At 50.5% G+C, this 19972-nt stretch carries 12 protein-coding genes; 10 read left to right on the top strand and 2 right to left on the bottom strand.

The window, feature by feature from the left end:
- Window positions 1-167 precede the first annotated feature (167 nt).
- Window positions 168-1013 carry a bifunctional allantoicase/(S)-ureidoglycine aminohydrolase gene (locus ACFQ1C_RS04705; protein ID WP_379557380.1) on the bottom strand — a complete coding sequence of 282 codons (846 nt, stop codon included), beginning with the start codon at window positions 1011-1013 and terminating at the stop codon, window positions 168-170.
- A 438-nt stretch (window positions 1014-1451) separates the two neighbouring features.
- On the opposite strand from ACFQ1C_RS04705, the gene ACFQ1C_RS04710 reads away from it, so the two are divergent.
- The 7 genes from ACFQ1C_RS04710 (at window position 1452) to ACFQ1C_RS04740 (ending at window position 14201) form a co-directional block, all read left to right on the top strand.
- The gene (locus tag ACFQ1C_RS04710) at window positions 1452-2321 is read left to right on the top strand and encodes a LysR substrate-binding domain-containing protein (protein WP_379557381.1); all 870 of its coding nucleotides are present in this window, start codon (window positions 1452-1454) and stop codon (window positions 2319-2321) included.
- Between the two features lie 262 nt (window positions 2322-2583).
- Window positions 2584-3477, top strand: coding sequence for a WYL domain-containing protein (locus ACFQ1C_RS04715; RefSeq protein WP_379557382.1), 894 nt, complete (start codon window positions 2584-2586; stop codon window positions 3475-3477).
- Window positions 3474-4946: a DUF3375 domain-containing protein gene (locus ACFQ1C_RS04720; RefSeq protein WP_379557383.1), complete on the top strand. Its 1473-nt coding sequence runs from the start codon at window positions 3474-3476 to the stop codon at window positions 4944-4946. Before ACFQ1C_RS04715 ends, ACFQ1C_RS04720 begins: the two co-directional genes overlap by 4 nt.
- A 1-nt stretch (window position 4947) precedes the next feature.
- Window positions 4948-5553, top strand: a complete 606-nt coding sequence (locus tag ACFQ1C_RS04725; RefSeq protein ID WP_379557384.1) for a DUF4194 domain-containing protein — start codon at window positions 4948-4950, stop codon at window positions 5551-5553.
- The gene (locus ACFQ1C_RS04730) at window positions 5546-8983 is read left to right on the top strand and encodes an ATP-binding protein (RefSeq protein ID WP_379557385.1); all 3438 of its coding nucleotides are present in this window, start codon (window positions 5546-5548) and stop codon (window positions 8981-8983) included. The genes ACFQ1C_RS04725 and ACFQ1C_RS04730 overlap by 8 nt, the downstream gene beginning before the upstream one ends.
- Window positions 8984-8987: 4 nt before the next feature.
- On the top strand, window positions 8988-10175 hold the full coding sequence (locus ACFQ1C_RS04735; RefSeq protein ID WP_379557386.1) for a Wadjet anti-phage system protein JetD domain-containing protein: 1188 nt from the start codon (window positions 8988-8990) through the stop codon (window positions 10173-10175).
- 837 nt (window positions 10176-11012) lie between these two features.
- Window positions 11013-14201 carry a DEAD/DEAH box helicase gene (locus ACFQ1C_RS04740; protein WP_379557387.1) on the top strand — a complete coding sequence of 1063 codons (3189 nt, stop codon included), beginning with the start codon at window positions 11013-11015 and terminating at the stop codon, window positions 14199-14201.
- A 285-nt stretch (window positions 14202-14486) separates the two neighbouring features.
- Here ACFQ1C_RS04740 and ACFQ1C_RS04745 read toward each other — a convergent pair whose 3' ends face one another.
- On the bottom strand, window positions 14487-16268 hold the full coding sequence (locus ACFQ1C_RS04745) for a hypothetical protein (RefSeq protein ID WP_379557388.1): 1782 nt from the start codon (window positions 16266-16268) through the stop codon (window positions 14487-14489).
- Window positions 16269-16717: 449 nt separating this feature from the next.
- On the opposite strand from ACFQ1C_RS04745, the gene gmk reads away from it, so the two are divergent.
- The 3 genes from gmk (at window position 16718) to spoT (ending at window position 19873) form a co-directional block, all read left to right on the top strand.
- On the top strand, window positions 16718-17347 hold the full coding sequence (gene gmk, locus ACFQ1C_RS04750; protein WP_379557389.1) for a guanylate kinase: 630 nt from the start codon (window positions 16718-16720) through the stop codon (window positions 17345-17347).
- Between the two features lie 49 nt (window positions 17348-17396).
- Window positions 17397-17672, top strand: coding sequence for a DNA-directed RNA polymerase subunit omega (gene rpoZ, locus ACFQ1C_RS04755; RefSeq protein WP_379557390.1), 276 nt, complete (start codon window positions 17397-17399; stop codon window positions 17670-17672).
- Between the two features lie 83 nt (window positions 17673-17755).
- Window positions 17756-19873, top strand: coding sequence for a bifunctional GTP diphosphokinase/guanosine-3',5'-bis pyrophosphate 3'-pyrophosphohydrolase (spoT, locus tag ACFQ1C_RS04760; protein ID WP_379557391.1), 2118 nt, complete (start codon window positions 17756-17758; stop codon window positions 19871-19873).
- The last annotated feature ends 99 nt before the right edge of the window (window positions 19874-19972 follow it).

A 19972-nucleotide genomic window follows, 5' to 3' on the forward strand; every position in this document is an offset into this window, starting at 1 on the left:
GCGCTATATTTTGCCTGAAAAAAGAAAACGGCCCAAGAGTAGGACCGTTCGGATATCAAAAACTCGGTACACCATTCGCTCTAAACACGCTTAACTGAATGGTGTTAGCCCGTGGGCAGCCCTTTTATCATCACTTACTGTTTTAAGTGCTGCTGCTTACTTGTGGCTTATCGGCCGCGATAAGCAGGTGACGCGTTTAACAGCATGTGGCGGTTAACGTCTTTGTACAGCAAGTAACGGAAGCGAGTTGGGCCACTTGCGTAGCAAGCTTGTGGGCAGAAGGCGCGCAACCACATGTAGTCGCCGGCTTCAACTTCAACCCAATCTTGGTTCAAGTGGTAAACTGCTTTACCTTCTAATACATACAGGCCGTGTTCCATAACGTGAGTTTCGTCGAATGGAATAACGCCGCCTGGCTGGAACGTAACGATGTTTACGTGCATGTCGTGACGCAGATCCGTTGGATCTGTGAAGCGAGTGGTTGCCCATGCATCGTTAGTGTTTGGCATTGCTGTAGGCGCAATGTCATTCTCGTTAGTTACGAAGGCTTCAGGTGCATCGATACCATCAACAAATTGGTATGCTTTACGTACCCAATGGAAACGTACTGGCGCGTCGCTGTTGTTGCGTACACTCCAGTTAGAACCGGCTGGCAGGAAAGCGTAACCGCCTAAGTCCATCTGGTGCTCTTTGCCTTCCAGAGTCAGGGTCATTTCGCCTTCAACTACGAACAATACGCCTTCGGCGCCCTTGTCCAGTTCAGGCTTATCACTACCACCGTTAGGAGAAACTTCCATGATGTAGTGTGAGAAGGTTTCAGCGAAGCCGCTTAACGGACGTGCGATAACCCACAGACGAGTTTCATCCCAGAAAGGCAGGAAGCTAGTAACGATGTCGCTCATTACACCCTTAGGGATAACGACATAAGCTTCGGTAAACACAGCACGATCGTGGATCAGCTGAGTCTGAGGCGGCAAACCACCTTTAGGAGCATAATAGGTATTACGGGCCATGATTTCTGTCCTTTAATACGAGAAGGTCGGCTTTAAGCCAACAAAAGCCACGCCGAACGGCATAGCGATATAAATTGTGAACCCAACTATTGTAGAGCAAAGCCGTTTGATTTATAAATTAAATAATTTAATGGCAACTAGTGGCATTGCCACTGACTGGCTAGTGCGTGAAGAGTTATCGGTAAAGAGTGAAGAGGAAGACATAAGATCAAAATACTCACACCAAACCTATATCTGCAACGACTCTTTGCTACGAGAAGCACGGACGATATAGGGAAGCACCTCGGCAAAAAGAGTGATGTCTGGTAGGCGAACACTTGTTCTCGCATTATGCCGCAGGCATAACCTATTTTTCCTTCGGATGTGGTGTCATTTTTGCAGTCTCGGTGTTATCTCGTCCTCTTTACACTTTACCCTTAGCAGCCCTTCGAGGATCACATGAACTTAAACGTTACGCTGGATCCGATCTTACTACGCAGCTTTATTGCGGTGGCGGATACCGGCAGCTTTACCCGTGCCGCCGACAGCACACATCTTACCCAGTCTACTGTGAGCCAACAGGTTCGTAAGTTAGAAGCCCAATTTGGCTGCGAGTTACTGCATCGCAAGGGCCGCTACATCACGCCCACCCTAGAAGGCGAGCGAGTATTAAACTATGCGCGGCGCATTTTGCAGATGATGAACGAAGCCGTGGCCCAAACCAGCGTTAGCGCCGAGCAACAAAAAATCCGTTTAGGCGTACCTGAAGACTTTGCCACCCATGCCATTATGCCGACGCTTGCCGCATTTTCTAATGAATACCCCGGCATTCGGCTAGAAGTAAAAAGTGGCTTATGCAGCGATATTTGGCGCGAATTTCAACGGGGCGACATGGACTTAGCCTTAGTTAAACAACGCCAAGGCAGCGCACCCGGGTTAGCCAGCTGGCCCGAGCCTTTATGCTGGATTGATAGCCTGCACAGCAACAACCTTAACAATCAGCCGGTGCCTTTGGTCACCTTTCCCATTGGCGGCCTATATCGCAGCGAAATGGCCCACACCTTCGACCGTCTAGGGCGCAGCTGGCGACTCGCCTATGTAAGCACCAGCCTCTCTGGCGTGTGTTGTGCAGTTGAGGCCGGCTTTGGCATTTCTTTATTACCAAGACGCCTAGTCACACCCGAGCACCGGATTTTAACCGAACAAGATGGCCTGCCACCGGTGCCAGACCTAGAGCTAACCCTACACGCCCAAGACAAACTCTCGACCCACAGCAAAATGCTCGCCGAGCAACTGATCAGCGCCTGCAATGAGATTTGTAGGCAGTGATCCTTATGCCTAAATAACGCATCGCTAGAAGTTAGAAGCGCCTCCTGCAAGAGTCGGCGCAATGCGCATAATATTATGTTTTGTTATTGGCATATATTTCAGTCGTCTTCCTGACGCAGCTCAGGATCTCGCCTTAGGGCTTGAGCTGGATCATCAACAACTAATCATAATGATTGCATCATGGCGATCGAATCATTATGATTCAGTCAATCTTCGTTATTGGCTGACTGCTATGTCTCAAGCTTCTATGACTCAAGCTCTTATGTCCCAGACACTCGATCTTACTGCTTACCCTCATGCCCAGCGTGAGCGACTGCGCTTTATCGACTGCTGTTTGCATTATTTCGGCCAAGTGGCGCGTACCGACTTGTTACAAACCTTTCAAACCGGACTGGCATCGGGCACTCGTGACTTAGCCCTTTATCGAGAATTGGCCCCCAACAACCTGACGCTACGCCACGACACCAAGCTGTATTACCGCACTGCCACTTTCACTCCATTGTTCGAACATGATCCCCAACTGATACTCGACAAACTGAACAAGTATGCTTGGCAGGGGCTCACTATGGGCCCGAACCTCAGCGGTATCTGCTTGGACGCGGTGCCCACAATTATGCCTGCCGACAACATCTTAGCGCCACTGCTATTAGCCATTAGCCAACGCCAAGCCATTAGCTGTGACTATGTCTCTTTGTCTTCTGGCCAGCAAAGCCGCGAGTTAGTGCCTCACACCCTAGTGAATAATGGCCGTCGTTGGCATGTGCGCGCCTTTGACCGACGCAGCCAGAGCTTTCGAGACTTCGTGCTAACGCGATTTACCCGCATCCAGCCGCTCACGCTACCGATAATTGTAGGTGAGCAACAAGCACAAGACACAAGTTGGCACCATATTTTGCCGCTCACCTTAATGGCACACCCTAAATTGCCACACCCACAGGCTATCGAACTCGACTATGGCATGGAGATAGAAAAAGGTACGGCCCGGCTCACGCTAGCGGTGCGCGAAGCCTTACTCGGCTATGTGATGCAACAGTGGCTAGTCGACTGCTCAGCCGATTACCAACTCAACCCGGCTCAATATCCGCTGGCACTCGCGGATCATCAGCAGCTGAATGCCATCACTAATAAGGCCTTGTTGCCCGGAGCCAGCTTATGAACACCGCCCTAAATTACGACCAGCTTGAGCAGTTTAAAGAGCACAGTCTAGCTTTGCGATTGTTGCGCTCTCAGCACTTCGCCTTGTTGGCCAGTTTTTTTCATCATGCTTTTATTGCTACTAACAGACGCAGCATTCCTTATTTAGAATTAGTGTCGATGCTAGAGCAGCACCTATTTAATATTACCGACAGCTACGGCGAAGAAAGATATCCCAAGTCGGCACGGGCCTATATTGATGATTGGATTAATGCCAAAGGCGGCTATTTACGCAAATACCTACCGCAGCAGGCCGATGAGCCAGAGTGCGACTTGTTGCCAGAAGTCGAAAAAGTACTGCGCTGGTTAGAGGAAATACAGGGTCGACAGTTTGTGGGTACAGAATCACGACTAAAGATGCTGCTCGAACTCATCGGCGAACTGGTGCAAGGCACCAGTGAAGATAGCGAAGCCAAGCTGCGTACCCTGCAAGCGCGCAAGGCCGAAATAGAACAAGAAATCATCGCCGTCGAACTGGGCCAAGACAGCGGCTTCTCCGACACACAAATACGTGAACGATTGTTCTTGCTCGCCAATATGTCACGACAATTGCTGGGGGATTTTCGCCAAGTAGAGGCCAACTTTCGCAGCCTCGACAAAGAAACCCGCAAAACCATTAGCTTGCGCGGTGGCCATAAAGGAGAGGTGTTAGATCATATCTTTAGCCATCAAGATGTGATTGATGACTCCGACGAAGGACAATCGTTTAGCGCGTTTTTTGAGTTACTAATGACACCACAGCTACGCGACAGCATGCGCCATAACTTGCAACAGTTACTCAACCAAGAGCAAGGTCGAATATTGGTGCAGCAAGACTCGCTGCTGAGCCATCTTTACAGCTACTTGCTGGAAGCCGGCGCCAAAGTCCATGGCACTCGTCAGCAAATTACCGACCAGCTGCGCCGTTATATTCAGGAACAATCTCAAGATAATCGCCGCATTATCGAGCTTATTCACGAATTTGAAGCCCTTTCCCACCAATATAATGCCGAACAACCACTTGCGCTTAAAGCCGAGCTGACCACGCTGCCGGGCACCCAAGCAGCCATTAATGCTATTTTTAGCCGCCAGCTTTATCAAGATAAAGGCAGCGAGCACCTTAACTCGCAGCCAGAGCTAGGCGACGCCACCGATCAGGTCGACCTCACTCCGTTGCTCGCCATCAGTCACATCGATGAGCTACAGCTACAACGACAAATTAGCCAATGCTTACTCGATAACGACGGTCAAACCACCTTGGCACAAGTGATCGAACGCTATCCGCTGCGCTATGGCCTAGATGAGCTGCTGACCTATATTAAGCTCGCCTGCGAGCAAGTATTGCCGGCTCATGTTGACGACGCACAAGAACAAACCATTAGCTGGCAGCCCGAGCCTGAACTCACTCGCACCATTCAAATACCCGCCATCACCTTTATTCGGAGTCGCTGATATGTCAGACACTTTAACTAGCCATGCTTTTTCAGAACAAGCGCAGCGCGACCAGTCAACATTGTTGATAAAACTGCTTAAAGGTCCGGTATATCGCGCTCGTCATCGGGATTTGTGGGAACAACTGCTGCGTGATCAACAGTCTATTCGAGATTACTTTCAACACCTTGGCCTAGGGCTAACGCTGGATGAAGCCGAAGGCTATGCCTTTATGGCACAACTGCAGTTTGAGAATGACGATGCCGAATTACCACGCCTCATCTCCAGACGCAGCCTAACCTTGGCACAAACCCTGTTGTTGGTTGCGCTGCGCAAGCGATTAGCCGAGCACGACGATGAAGAAAGTGCGCCACGCCTTATCGTTAGCCGCCAAGAAATATATCAATGGTTACAGCCTTATAGCCCAGAGGTGAGCAACGAGCTAAAACAACAGCGTGAATACGATGCTTTGATCAAAAAAGTCATCGAAATGGGGTTTCTCAGCAGCATCACCAACCACCCCGACGACTTCGAAGTTCAGCGCATCATCAAGGCCTTTGTTAATGCCGAACAAATTGCCGAATTTAGCCAATTGCTAACGCCACAGCAGGAGCAAAAAGATGACTGACACCCAAATGACTCATGCCAGCACTGATACTGATGTTGATGTTGATGTTGATGTTGATGCTAATATCGGCGCATTAAATGGCTTTCGATTGCAGCAATTTGAAGTGCTGAATTGGGGCACCTTCGATCAGAAAATTTGGCAGCTTAACCTCGCCGGCAATAACAGCCTACTAACCGGCAACATTGGTAGTGGCAAGTCTACACTGGTCGATGGACTCACTACCCTGCTGGTGCCGCCGCGCAAGGTCGCCTTTAATAAGGCGGCAGGGGCCGATGATAAAGAACGCTCACTTGAATCTTACTTTCACGGTTATTACACCTCCCAGCAAGATGACTATGGCAAAGCCAAAGCCGTGGGCTTACGCGGAGCGGATCATTACAGCGTGTTACTGGCGCAATTTCATTCCTCGGCATTGACGCAAGACGTAACCTTAGCCCAAGTATTTTGGCTAAAACCCGGCGAGCGTAAAGTTTGCCGACTGTTTGTGGTCGCCCCTACTACGCTGGATTTAGCCAGCCAGTTCGCTAATTTTGGCAGCAAAATTACCGATCTTCGCAAAAGCCTACGCAAACAGGCAGGCATCGAGATTTTCGATAGCTTTGCGCCCTACCAGCAGTGTTTTAGCAAGCTATTAGGTTTAGGCAGCGATGGGCGTGCTCTGGAGCTGTTCAACCAAACGATCTCCATGAAATCGGTAGGCTCGGTAACTGACTTTGTGCGGCTAAATATGCTGACCGCCCCCGAGATAGAAAAACAAATTGTTGAGCTAGAGAGCAATTACGATGCCCTTAAACGCGTACATGATGCAGTGGTGGCGGCACGACAAAAAGTGGCCCTGCTGGAACCCGTAAGCCAGTTGGGCAATGACGCACTTGGTGCCGCACAAGAAAAAGATCATTTCAATCAAAGTCGCGATCTCAGCGAGGTGTTTATGGCCAGCCTCGCCGTGCCCTTGTATCAGAAACGGCTACAGCAAAAACGCCAAGACCAAGATAAAGCCAATCTCAACTTACAACAGCTCACCGAACAGCTAAACCAGCACTTCTTGCAAATTGAGCAGCTGAACGAAGACATTTATAGCCAAGGTGGCGGTCGTTTACAGCAATTAACCACCGATATACAACGCCTCGGCAAAGAGCGAGATCAACGCCAAGGCAACGCCCATCGTTATCAACAGCTGGTGCGCGCCTTAGGCTTGAATGAGCAGCTAACAACCGACACCTTTGTTAGCAACTTAGCCCAAGCCAAAGAGCATGTTGAGCACATTAGTCAGCAACAAGAGCAGCAAGAACAACAAAGAGACACCCTAAAGCACGACTTAAGCCAACAGCAGTCTCAACAAGGTGCCATTAACGATGAGCTAATCGCGCTAAAAAAACGCCAGTCTAATATTCCCCTACGCCAGCTCAAGATCCGTGAGCAACTCAGCGCCGCATTAAATGTGCCGGAAACCGAGCTGCCCTTCGTCGGCGAGTTATTGCAGATCAAACCCCACGAACAGGCTTGGCAAGGCGCTATCGAACGGGTGCTGCATAATTTTGCGCTTAGCCTGCTGGTGCCCGAACACTTATATGTTTCGGTCAGCAATTTTATTGAGCAAACCAAACTGGGTTCGCGCTTGGTTTATCACAAAGTGAAGCCACTCACCGATTATCTACCCATTAAACCCGAGCTAGGCCAGTTGCCCGATAAGGTGGAGATCAAACCCGATAGCCCGCTCTATGCTTGGTTAGATAAAGAACTGGCACAGCGCTTTAATTATCACTGCTGTGCTAATTTAGACGATTTTCGCCGTAGCAACAAAAGCCTCACCGCCCAAGGGCAGATAAAATCTGGCCCTTCTCGGCATGAAAAAGACGACCGCTACGCTATTAACGACCAAAGTCGTTATGTGCTGGGCTGGAGCAATAAACAAAAAATACAGCTGTTAACCGCCCAGCATCAGCAACTGCAACAAGCGATCACCTCGCTACACGTGCAACTGACACAGCATCAACAACAACGCGAACAGCTGGATGAAGTTCGCCGCCAAGCCTTGAATCTGGCAGAGTTTGATCTCGACTTTGAACAGCTCAACTGGCCGCAATTGACGGCACAAATTGAGCAGTTAAAACAAGAATATCAGCAACTCGAACAATCTTCAGATCAGCTGCAAGCGCTACAACATACCTTGCAAGCGGCCAAAGCAAGCCGCAGCCAACTACAAGAGCAACGAGATCAACGGCTCACCGAACAAGGTAAACTACACAATGAAATCGAACATTTCAGTCAAGAACTAGCAACAAGTGAGGTCCAGTTACAGGCCTTACCCCAGGCCACTAAAGAGTTGTATTTTTCCAGCCTTAGTGCTTTATTTCGCCAACACTGCGCCCACGATAATTTGCGCATAGAGATGCTCGCCACCCAAGGCAGCTTATTACGCGGCAAGTTAAACGATAAAATTCAGCATCTAGAAGAAAAGCGCGGTCGCAAAGAAAGCCAGATGATCAAGGCCATGGGGCAATTTGGCCACGCCTTCCCTAACGATGTCACCGAGTTAGACCAAAGTTTAGCGGCGTTAGCGGAATATCAGGCCTTATTGAGCCAGTTGCAGCAAGAAGATTTACCGCGCCACGAGAAGCGCTTTAAAGAGATGCTCAATCAAGACACCATTCGCGCCATGGCGTTATTTCGCAGCCAACTCGACCGTCAAGAAGAAGACATAGCCGCACGTATTCGCTTAATCAACCAGTCGCTACACGCGCTGGATTATCAAGATGGCACCTATATCGAAGTGGATGGTGTCGCGTCACCAGATATAGAGATCCGTGAATTTAAGCAACGACTAAAGCAATGCGTGGAATATGCCACCGACGACAACCTGTATTCGGAGCAAAAGTTTGAACAGGTTAAAAGCCTGATTGAACAAATGCGCAATGAGCCAAAGTGGACCAAAAAAGTGGTAGATGTGCGTTATTGGCAGCTATTTAACGTGATTGAGCGCTATCGTGAAGATAATAGCGAAAAAGAATGCTACTCAGATTCCGGTGGTAAATCAGGCGGCCAAAAAGAAAAGCTCGCCTACTCTATTCTGGCCGCCGCCATCTTGCTGCAATACCGGCTAGTTGGCCAAGAAGGTCAGCAGCAGCGCCGCCGCTTTAACCTGGTGGTGATCGACGAAGCCTTCGCCCGTGGGTCGAAAGACAGCACCCGTTTTGGCCTAGAGTTATTTAAAAAACTGGGCCTGCAATTGTTGCTGGTCACGCCATTACAAAAGCTCGATATCATCGAGCATTATGTGCAGCATGTGCACTTTGTCGATCAGCAGCAAAATCGCTCTATCGTGCTCAATATGACCATAGCCGAATACCGCCAACGCCTAGATCACCATCACCAGCAGCAACCACCGCAATTACAGCCCTATAACCAGATGATCCGGGAGATAAACTAGTTCTATGTTGGATGTTAAGGCCATTCGCAACAAGCTAACTAAACAGTGGCAGCGCTTAGGCTGGCACCACGCTTGGCTGAAGGAGACGCTCAGCTTTCCCTACCAGACCAAGCTCCCCCGCCTAAGTGACAAGCAACTGTTGCATGACTTTGCCTTATATCAACGCCAACTGCTGCAACTGCGCAATGATCTAGCAAAGGTAAAAGAGGTGACACTCATTGAACAAGAGTTTCAATTCTCAACCATGGGTCGCCAGCGCTTACCAGTGGCCATAGAATTTGCCAATATGGAAGCATTGGCGCGTTTTTTGGGTCAACTACAAGCTTGGCGACATTTTGTTGCCGACTGCACGCTGATTAGCGATAGTTTCCCCGAACTTAGGCCTTGGTTACCGCAAGCCGCCGCTACCATAGGTAAATATGTCGGTTGCTGGCCGCAATTACTGGCGGTGTGTCGTTATCTAGTAAACCAGCCTCGGCCGGGGCTGTATATCCGCCAGCTTGATATCAGTGGTGTCGACAGCAAATTTATTGAAGCCCACAAGCCAATCCTTAAAACGCTGCTCGACCAACTACTGCCCGCAACGGCGATTGATGAATATTTTAATGGCCTAAGAGAGCACGGTTTCGAGAAACGCTACGGCCTTAATTACGAACAGCCTACTGTGAGTTTTCGCCTACTTGATCCCGCGCTTGCCGCCGAGTTGGGCGGACTCAACGAGCTGAGTATTCCGCTAAGCACCTTTAGCAAACTGGATCTGCTACTCGACCGGGTATTTATTACCGAAAACAAAGTGAACGGCCTAGCCTTTCCGGCCGTACGCAACGCCTTAGTGATCTACGGCTTAGGCTATGGCGTGCAAATGCTACAAAAGGTGCCTTGGCTGGCCAGTTGTCGCCTGCATTATTGGGGAGATATCGACAGCCATGGCTTCGCCATGCTCTCGCAATTACGCAGCTACTTTCCTCAGGCACAATCACTGCTGATGGACAGCGACACCCTACTGCACTGTCGCCCATTATGGGGAACCGAAACCAAGCCCCATGCGGCGGTGCAATTGCCGCGCCTAAACGAGCCTGAGCAAGTGCTTTATCAACAGCTTAAGCAACATCACTGGCAACCCAACCTGCGTCTAGAACAAGAAAGAGTGCCCTTCTCATTACTGCAAGCCGCACTGGCTAGTTTGCCTTGAACAAACTAGGACTGTAATCCTATTAATGACCGCAAGATGGTAATATAGTCCCACTTAAAGCTGCTTTACATTCGATTAAAGCTAAGAAAATCAGCTTACATCCGGCTTAGTTCAATTCGGTACGCTGTGCGTATCGAATTGCTTATATATTAAAAGCGGCTTATTTCATCAGCTGTTCACTACGACTGATGCCAAGCTTAGTCGCTACCTTACGCCAGTTTTTCACAGCATTTAGCCTTAGTAATCCCCTCATTTTAATAGCAGATCGCGTCATGTTAGCCGCACAATCTAAATATGCACTACCCCCGGAATCAGCTGAGACCGCATTGTGCCTAGGGATAGGGCATTTTCTAAGTTACGCAGTACCACAGTAGAGTTTCGTCATTTCTTACCACTATTGCTCTCAAACTCAGGTGTGGCGCGGTTCATATGAGGGGATTGGTAAGGTTTGCAGGTAAAGCGAGCGAGTTTGCAGAATTATTATCGGAAACTGCCGCCCAATAGCGGTTCGCTATTAATAAGTAATCGACCATAACATGTGTGGTTCTGCCGCCATTCCCGAAGGAACGTCATCCTCGCGTAGGCGGGGACGGGAATCCAGGGCTTGTGGCGCAGAGATGTCAGCCAGAGAGCTGCCTGAAAAGACACTGGACCCCCGCCTTCGCGAGGGTGACGATAAAGATAAGCTAGCCCCTGAATTCACATAAATTATGCCGGACTGCTTAGCATTTATGTACATCACCGCGGCAGAGTGCTGTTTGCCTGCCGCCCTCTATGCGATTAAAGTAACTCCTGCCCTAATTCCGAACACCTTATTTTAAACAAGAGCAACGACCCATGCACTTCACCCTCGACGATATCCAGCAGATGACCAGCCCCGCAGCTTTCAAACGGGGCCAGATCTATTTTCACCAGCACAAGGTGATGTATACCAAGCTGGACGAAGTGCATAAGCAAATTATTGCCGAGGTACAGGGTAACGAGCCTCATCCTTATGAAGTGTTCCTGTTTTGGGAAGGCCAGTCGCTGATCTCGGACTGTAGCTGCCCGGTGGGATACAACTGCAAGCATGGCGTGGCGACGGCATTGCAGTGGCTTAGGGCTCGACCAGCGGATAAAGAAGTATCTCAAGATCAGGCCAATTGCAGCCTAAGCCAATGGCTAACTCAGCTCTCTACCGAAGTTGAGCACCATCAGCCAGAAACGGTATTAGAGCCTGGTCGGCACTATATGCTGTATCAGTTGGAGTCACATCAGGGCCAGCATCGACTGGTGCTGTACAAGGCTTATCTGAAAAAAAATAGCGAATGGAGCCAACGTAAACCCTATGCCGCTCCTTATTATGCGACGTGGAATTTACCGGATTTTTATTTACCGCAAGACAGCAGCATAATGCAGCAAATGCAATTACCAGGACTGCAGTCCGTCCACGAGTTGCCATTAACCGGCCCGGTAGGCGCACAAATATTAGATCAGTTGTTGCTCAGCCAACGCCTAATATTAGCAGACGACCGAACACTACAAGCGGGCCAACGGCACACATTACACTGGGAGTGGCAAGCATCAGGCACCGCACAGCGCCTGACGTCTAAGCTAGAGGGGCTAACTCACTGGGAGCCGATTGCGGTCACTCCCCCCTACTACCTAGACAGAGATAACGCCACCATCGGTGAGATAGCAACTCCCCTAGCTGGCTCTCAGCTTGCCCACCTATATACTATGCCGCCAGTGCCAAATGAACAGATGGCGGTCACTGCCGCCCATCTGCGTCAGGTGTTTACGCCTAAGCAGCTGCCGCTAGCCCAAGAGCCGGAGCTGTTCAGAGAAACCACCCCCATACCGCATCTAACGCTAGCCATAGAGCAAGGAACAAACGGCCATTCTCTATTTGGTATGCGACTACATTTCGATTATGGGCCCATAGCCGTGCCTTGCAACGGCTCGCTTCTTCCTAACGTTCCACCGCGCCCACTCTCTTTATTACAAGAGCATAATGGCCACACCTACCAGATAGAACGTAATGCACCAGCCGAGTACGGCTACGCATTACAACTGCATAAATTGGAGTTTTGGCCAAGCACCGTACTCGAGGATATTGACCCCAGCCATTTTTGGACAGCCGACACCCATGATCCTGCGCAGTCCATGCAACAATGGCAGCAGTTCACAAAACAAGAGCTGCCAGAATTAGAGCGCAAAGGTTGGCGTATTAGTGAGGCACCAGATTACCAATTCGAGATCCATGACGCCCGCTTCGACATCGAACTGCAAGACCAGCACAACAGCTGGTTCGACTTCTCGCTCGGGCTACAGCTGGGCGACATCAAGCTCGACACCATGGAAGTAATCGGCGCCTGGCTGCAAGCAGACATGCCGGCCGAGCTGCTGCTGCCGATCGGCGACGATTGGCTACGGGTGGATACCCAGCCGTTATGGGCCATTCGCGACTTACTGATGGAGCTGTTCGACCAGAAATTGCTCGGCCAAGCCGTGACTCTGCCCGCCTTTCAGGCAGCCCAATTTCAGCACCTAGAACTAGATGATCGCCAAGCACCACTCACCCGGGCCATGATGGCGCAGCTGCAAGACTTCACCGGCCTGCAACCAGTGCCGGTGCCTGCCGGACTGCGCGCCGAGTTGCGCCCCTATCAACAGCAGGGGTTAGACTGGCTGGTCTTTCTGCATCGTTATGGCTTCGGTGGCATTCTTGCCGACGACATGGGCTTGGGCAAAACCTTGCAAGCGCTGGCGCTGCTCCAGCATCTCAAAGAAACTAACCAACTACAGCAACCGGCCATGATCTTGGCACCCACCAGCCTAGTCGGTAACTGGCAGCATGAAGCCGCGCGTTTTACACCCGACCTCAAAGTGTTAGTCATTCACGGCCCCCAGCGGCATGCCGCCTTCGAACAGATTAACGACCATGACCTGGTGATCACCACCTACCCATTATTGCTACGAGACCACGAGCACTACGCACAGCACCATTTTAGCGTGCTGGTATTAGACGAAGCTCAGGCCATCAAGAACCCCACGACCAAAGTCGCCCAACAGGTACGCGAGCTCAAGGGCGGTTTGCATCTGTGCCTGAGTGGTACACCACTGGAAAATCACTTAGGTGAGCTCTGGTCGCTAATGGATTTCGTGTTGCCCGGTCTGCTTGGTGGCCGCAGCCGCTTCAACCACAGTTATCGCCAGCCCATCGAAAACGACGGTAATCGGCAGCGTCAGCAAGAGCTGGGCCAGCGGTTGGCCCCTTTTATGCTGCGCCGGACCAAGGCCGAAGTGGCAACAGAGTTACCGAAAAAAACCGAAATCACGCAATATGTAGAGTTACAAGGCAAACAACGTGCCCTGTACGAAAGCATTCGGGTCAGCATGGAAAAACGACTGCGCACTCTGGTGGCGCAAAAAGGTATGGCACGCAGTCATATCGAGTTTCTCGATGCCCTGCTTAAGTTGCGTCAAGCCTGTATCGATCCGCGACTGGTTAAGCTAGAAAAAGCCGCCAATATCAAGGAGCATGCCAAGCTAGACTGGCTGGCGGACGCCATTCCTCGGATGATCGAAGAAGGCCGTCATCTGCTGGTGTTCTCTCAGTTTACCGAGGTATTGGGCCTGATCGAAGCTGATCTCAAGCAACAAAATATTGCTTACAGCAAACTCACCGGAAAAACCCGCAAGCGCCAAGAGGCCATCGACCGCTTTCAGCAAGGCGAAGTACGGGTATTTTTAATCAGCCTTAAGGCCGGCGGCAGCGGCTTGAATCTAACGGCAGCGGACGTGGTCATTCACGTCGACCCTTGGTGGAATCCGGCGGTGGAAAACCAGGCTACCGACCGCGCCCATCGTATCGGGCAAGACAAGCCGGTGTTCGTATATAAGCTAGTGGCCGCCGATACGGTAGAAGAGCGCATTCAGCAGATGCAGCAACAAAAGCAGGCCCTCGCCGATGCCCTGTTTAGCGACGCCGGCAGCGCAGGTCTACCCGCAGACTCAGACAGCTTATTGGCACTGCTGAGCTAATTGAGCCGATTAAAAATCACACCAGCACCTATTCTTGCAACCGAATCCACTGAAGAACACGGAACAATAGTGCTCAAATCTGAAAAACACTTTTATGGTAAGAGCCAACCACCCAAACTTGAACTAGAAGAGCTCTAACCATTAACTCTCTTTGTTGATCTTATCTCAGCTAAATTTTTCCGTGCCTTCCGCGTTCTTCCGTTGCAGATATTCACTTGGCTATTAAAGATGAGAGGCGAATCTACCACGGAGCTCACCTCTCACTCTTTACGACGCTTTAGTCAACTACCGCACAGCCAGACCATAACCGGCTTGATGCAGAGCTTGGCGGAAGTCTGGCTCTCGGCTTGGCTCGATCAACAGACGGTTATCGCCCGCCGACTGACATAAACTGGCGGTCAACGGATGAGCGCCAATCGCCGCCGCCGTCTGTTCGTCCCGGCAGTGCAATAGCAGCACAGTTCCTGCCGGCGTCACAGCTCCGGCATTAGACTCACAGTTGGCCAACAGCCGTTCGGCGTCTTGCGGTAGAAAAGGCTGAGAGTCTCGCTTGGCAATAAAATCGCGCAATGGCGCTAGGCTGCCGCCATTTTCCAGCAAGGTCAGCATTTTTTCTTGCGACAGCCGCCAGTTATGGTAGTCCAGGCCGTCCGCATAGCCTTCAATCAGCAATAGCTCGGCTTCACTCGGCGGCTGACTGAAGCCAAGCCGCCCATTCTTATACAGGGTCAAGGGCGTTTGCTGACTGACCGACGAGTCTTCATAGCTTTTGGTCAGACCCAAACAATAGGCTCCTAGCGCATTTAGCCGTATATAAAGCAGGCCATCGTAGCGGCTGAGACATTCGACATCCTCGCCGCACCATATATTGTCATAGTCAGGCTCCGGCTGCTGGGGCGGTGCCAACACCACATCAATCAACCCTAGGGTGGCTGCGTATTCCAGCAACACGCAGCGCAGATATCGCCCTTGCAACATCTCCCAGTTGGCATTATGAAGCGTACCATAATGGCGGTCGAACATATAAAGGGCACTCACATCCTCGGTTACCTCAAATTCATGGCCTGCGGTCAGCATAAAACGGGAAAAATCCGGATAAGACACCCAGCCGCCTGCTGGGCTCTCGGTTAGCGCCGCTTCAATCGCATATCGGCGATCCGGCACCGAGGTCAAATATTGTGCCCCCTTGCCAGTTTGACCTTTAACTATCTCGATGCGAGCAAACTCGTCCTGCGAGACGTTATCGAGCCAGTCCTGCCATACCGTCCTTAAAGTCTGATGCAATGGCGCCGACAGTTGCCTAAGCCCCTCGGAAGTCAGTATCAAGCGACCGGATTTTCGCTGTACCCAACGAGAAGCCTGTAACAGCATAACCCAGCCAAAGGCCTTGATGTGTCCCACACCCGGCGCATCTTCGTCGGAAACACCTGAGTAATATTCCTCCAGTCGGGTCGAGACCTTTTGCAGCAACGCCTTGCTTGGCAGAGCTGTTTTGTCGCTGACTTTAAGCTCTCCCTCTTGCAGCAATGCCAGCATCAACCGCAGCTCTCTGGTCGCCGCCTTATCTCGTTCCACTATCACCATATGCTCGGGCAGCGGGGTTGGCAGTTCAACGGGTGACAATTCTGCTATATCGGGAGCCGAGACCAATAATTTAAGCCGATCCTGCAGCCAATCCGGAATGCGCTGGCCATCTTGGTAACGTCCCGGCGGATAGAAAAACCAGCCCAATTTATACTGCTCGGCCGGGGTGTGGTAATAGTGATAACACTCAGTAAACCACGCTGGCAACACGCCAAATTCGGCCGTAAAGCGGCGCTCGTCAAACCAACCATCGCTGCGGTAAAGGCTGGTGCGTACCGCCTGCTGCTCTAACGGCGAAAGCGACTGCCAAACCAATGCCAGCCCACCTCCGGACAGCCAGGCCTTGATGGCACTTACCAGATCCGCCTTGCGGGTCGGTGCCGTGCCTGCGGCCAGGCAGGATTTAAAACGGGGCTTGAGCTGATCCACAGTCAGTAGGTTTAGAATATCCAGAAAGGCCTGGTCGTTATTGTTAGCCGGCACGAAGAAGCTCCTTTTAGTGAAGGTGATGCCATCGCTGTAGTCAGCCAGAGAGCCGTCTGCAGGGTGGAAATATTAAAATAAACGGGGCTTTAACTCTACGACTTAACATAAGGGCAAGTGGATCACGAAGCAGCACAAGGTTGATGTGATCCGAAAAAGCCCACCGGAAAGCTAAAATACCACGTGCTCCGGTCAGAGAGATTTGCTCGAGCAACACCTCGGTTTTACCGAGTTATTTATCAGGAAAAAACTGATAGAGCCGAAGCCACGACCTGATCATAATGAAATTTGCGTGGAGGGCACTTCCGCAGCAAGCTATAGTTACTTTTGATTGGTCGTTGTATTTACAACGGCCATTTTTTTATTCCCGATCTTCTGGTAAACTTGGTCGCCCTTGGTTCCAGCTAAATGCTCGGCGCTGGCAGATAATCCCAAACGGCAAAAACACTATGGCGCACTGCGGTACCTTATTTATAATTTCTTCTCCTAGCGGCGCAGGTAAATCCAGCCTGATCCGAGCACTGCTAGAGCGTCCCAGCGCCGACGGCAAGCTACAGGTTTCTGTTTCTCATACCACCCGCGCCGAACGGCCAGGTGAAGAGGATGGCATTCACTACCACTTTATTGATCAGCCCGAGTTTAAAGCGCTGATTAAGCGTGGTGCCTTTTATGAGTGGGCCGAAGTGTTCGACAACTACTACGGCACCTCGCGCGAATGGATTGACGAGCAGCTAGCGAAAGGCATCGATATTTTGCTGGATATCGACTGGCAAGGTGCCCGTCAAATTCGCGAACAATCTCCTAGCGCTAAATCGATATTTATTCTGCCCCCTAGCCGTATAGAGCTAGAGCGTCGCCTTAATGCACGCCAACAAGACAGCGCCGCCGTTATTAAGGGCCGAATGGATAAAGCGGTTTCTGAGATGTCCCATTACGATGAATACGATTATTTGCTGGTTAATGATGATTTTGACCAAGCATTAAATCGCCTAAGTGCCATTATAGAGGCCGAGCGGGCCAATACTGACAAACAAGCGATACGTTACCAAAACTTACTTTCTGGCCTACTGGCGGAATAAGTTAAGATCCTTTAGAATTTTGCACCTTTTTTAATCACTGGAGTCCATTATGGCACGCGTTACTGTTGAAGATGCTGTTGAACAGGTTGGCAACCGTTTTGATTTAGTTTTGGTTGCTTCCCGTCGCGCTCGCCAACTGGCGACTCAGGGCAAAGATGCCTTGGTTCCGCTTGAAAATGACAAGCCGACTGTTGTTGCACTGCGCGAAATTGAACAAGGTTTAGTTAACCATGCAATGATGGATGTTCAAGATCGCCAAGAGCAGCAAGAAATGGATGCCGCCGAAATGGCAGCCGTGGCCGCTATTTCTGAAGGCCGCCTGTAAGGTTGTACCAATAAGCCCGTTTAGCGCTAAACGGGCTTAACCTCTGAGTTGCGTATTAAAGACATCGTTTATCGAGGTATTGATTGTATCTATTTGAATCTCTTAAAGAACTTGCCAATAGCTATCTGCCCCCCGAGCAGGTAGAGCAACTTCAGGCCGCTTATTTGGTCGCCAGAGACGCGCATCAGGGACAAACTCGCTCTAGTGGCGAGCCCTATATCACCCATCCGGTGGCGGTGGCGCGTATTTTGGGAGAGATGCATCTCGATCATGAAACCTTAATGGCCGCGTTGTTACACGACGTAATAGAAGATACTCCTGTTACCAAAAAGGTGCTGGCCAAGCAGTTTGGCGACGCCGTTGCAGAGTTGGTAGAAGGGGTATCTAAACTCGAGAAAATTAAGTTCCGGGACCATAAGGAAGCGCAAACCGAAAACTTCCGAAAAATGGTACTGGCCATGACCCAAGATATTCGGGTCATCTTAATTAAATTAGCCGACCGTACTCATAACATGCGCACTCTTGGCGCGTTACGACCCGATAAACGCCGTCGTATTGCCCGAGAAACCCTCGAAATTCATGCCCCTATTGCCAATCGTCTTGGCATTCACACCATAAAAAATGAGCTGGAAGAGCTAGGCCTAGAAGCCCTGTATCCCATGCGCACTCGTGTGTTGCGTGCGTCGGTTCGCCGTGCGCGCGGCAATCGACACGAAATTATTCAGTCGATACTCGAACAAATTAGCGGCCGCTTAGACGACGTACATATAGACGCGTCGGTTGCGGGTCGTGAAAAAAACATGTTCTCCATCTATAACAAGATGGTGAAAAAAGAACTGCAATTTCACGAAGTAATGGATATTTATGCCTTTCGCGTCATCGTAAAAGACATTGATACCTGTTATCGCGTGCTAGGCCAAATGCATACCTTGTATAAGCCGCGGCCGGGGCGCTTTAAAGACTATATTGCCATTCCTAAAACCAACGGTTATCAGTCGCTACATACTTCACTGGTGGGGCCTCATGGCGTGCCGGTAGAAGTGCAGATCCGTACCGAATACATGGATCAAATGGCCGATAAAGGGGTGGCAGCACACTGGGCGTATAAACAAGACTCAGAAAAGTCCAACACCACCGCTCAGGTTCGCGCCGAGCGTTGGATGCAAAGCTTAGTTGAGCTACAACAAAGTGCCGGTTCATCGTTTGAGTTTATTGAAGGGGTTAAAACTGACCTCTTCCCAGACGAGATATATGTGTTTACTCCTGAGGGGCGCATTTTAGAGCTGCCATCGGGCGCCACACCGGTCGATTTTGCCTATGCAGTACATACCGACATTGGCCATGCCTGCGTGGGAGCTCGCGTCGATCGCCAGCCTTACCCGCTCAGCCAACAGCTACATTCAGGCCAAACCATAGAAATTATTACCGCCCCCAGCGCGCGCCCTAACGCCGCTTGGCTTAATTTTGTGGTTACCTCGCGCGCGCGCACCAATATTCGTCAATTTCTGAAAAACTTGCGTACCGAAGAATCGGTGTTACTGGGTAAGCGGCTGTTAAATCATGCCTTGGGTGCTAAAAACCTAGAAGATATTTCGGTAGAGCGCGTCGAGCAGGTATTAAAAGATACCAAGCACAGCTCCGTTAATAGTTTGCTAGCCGATATCGGTCTAGGTAATGCCATGAGTATGGTGATAGCGCGTCGTCTGTTAAGCGAAGCAGACGAAGTGCCTGTCGAACGCAGTAAAGCACTGAAGAAGATGCCGATTCGGGGTGCCGACGACATGCTGCTTAATTTTGCTAACTGCTGTCGCCCCATTCCTGGGGATCCGATAATGGCGCACATTAGCCCAGGGCGCGGCTTAGTCGTGCATTTAGAGTCCTGTAAAAACATTCGTGGCTACGGCAAAGAGCAGGATAAATATTTGCCGGTACAGTGGGATATGGATCAAGATTTTGATTTTGATTTTAAAACCGAAATTGGCATCGAAATTATCAACCATCAAGGTGCACTAGCGGGCCTAGCTAATGTCATTTCCGCCACTGGCGCGAATATTCACAACATTGCCACCGAAGAAAAAGACGGTCGAGTCTATTTAGTCGAACTGCTGATCACCACTAAGAGCCGTGTTCATCTGGCTAATATTATGCGCAAAATTCGCGTTACGCCTAACGTGCTCAAGGTGTATCGCCTGCGTAAATAAATGCCATTATGCGTTGGGCATTCCCCGGTGCTCAACGCTTGCCGAGTACATCTCATCAATTTAGCTCGGCACTGGCTACTATATAATTGAAGAGTAAAC

It is taken from the genome of Oceanisphaera ostreae, from assembly GCF_042676125.1.
Lineage (GTDB): Bacteria > Pseudomonadota > Gammaproteobacteria > Enterobacterales > Aeromonadaceae > Oceanimonas > Oceanimonas ostreae.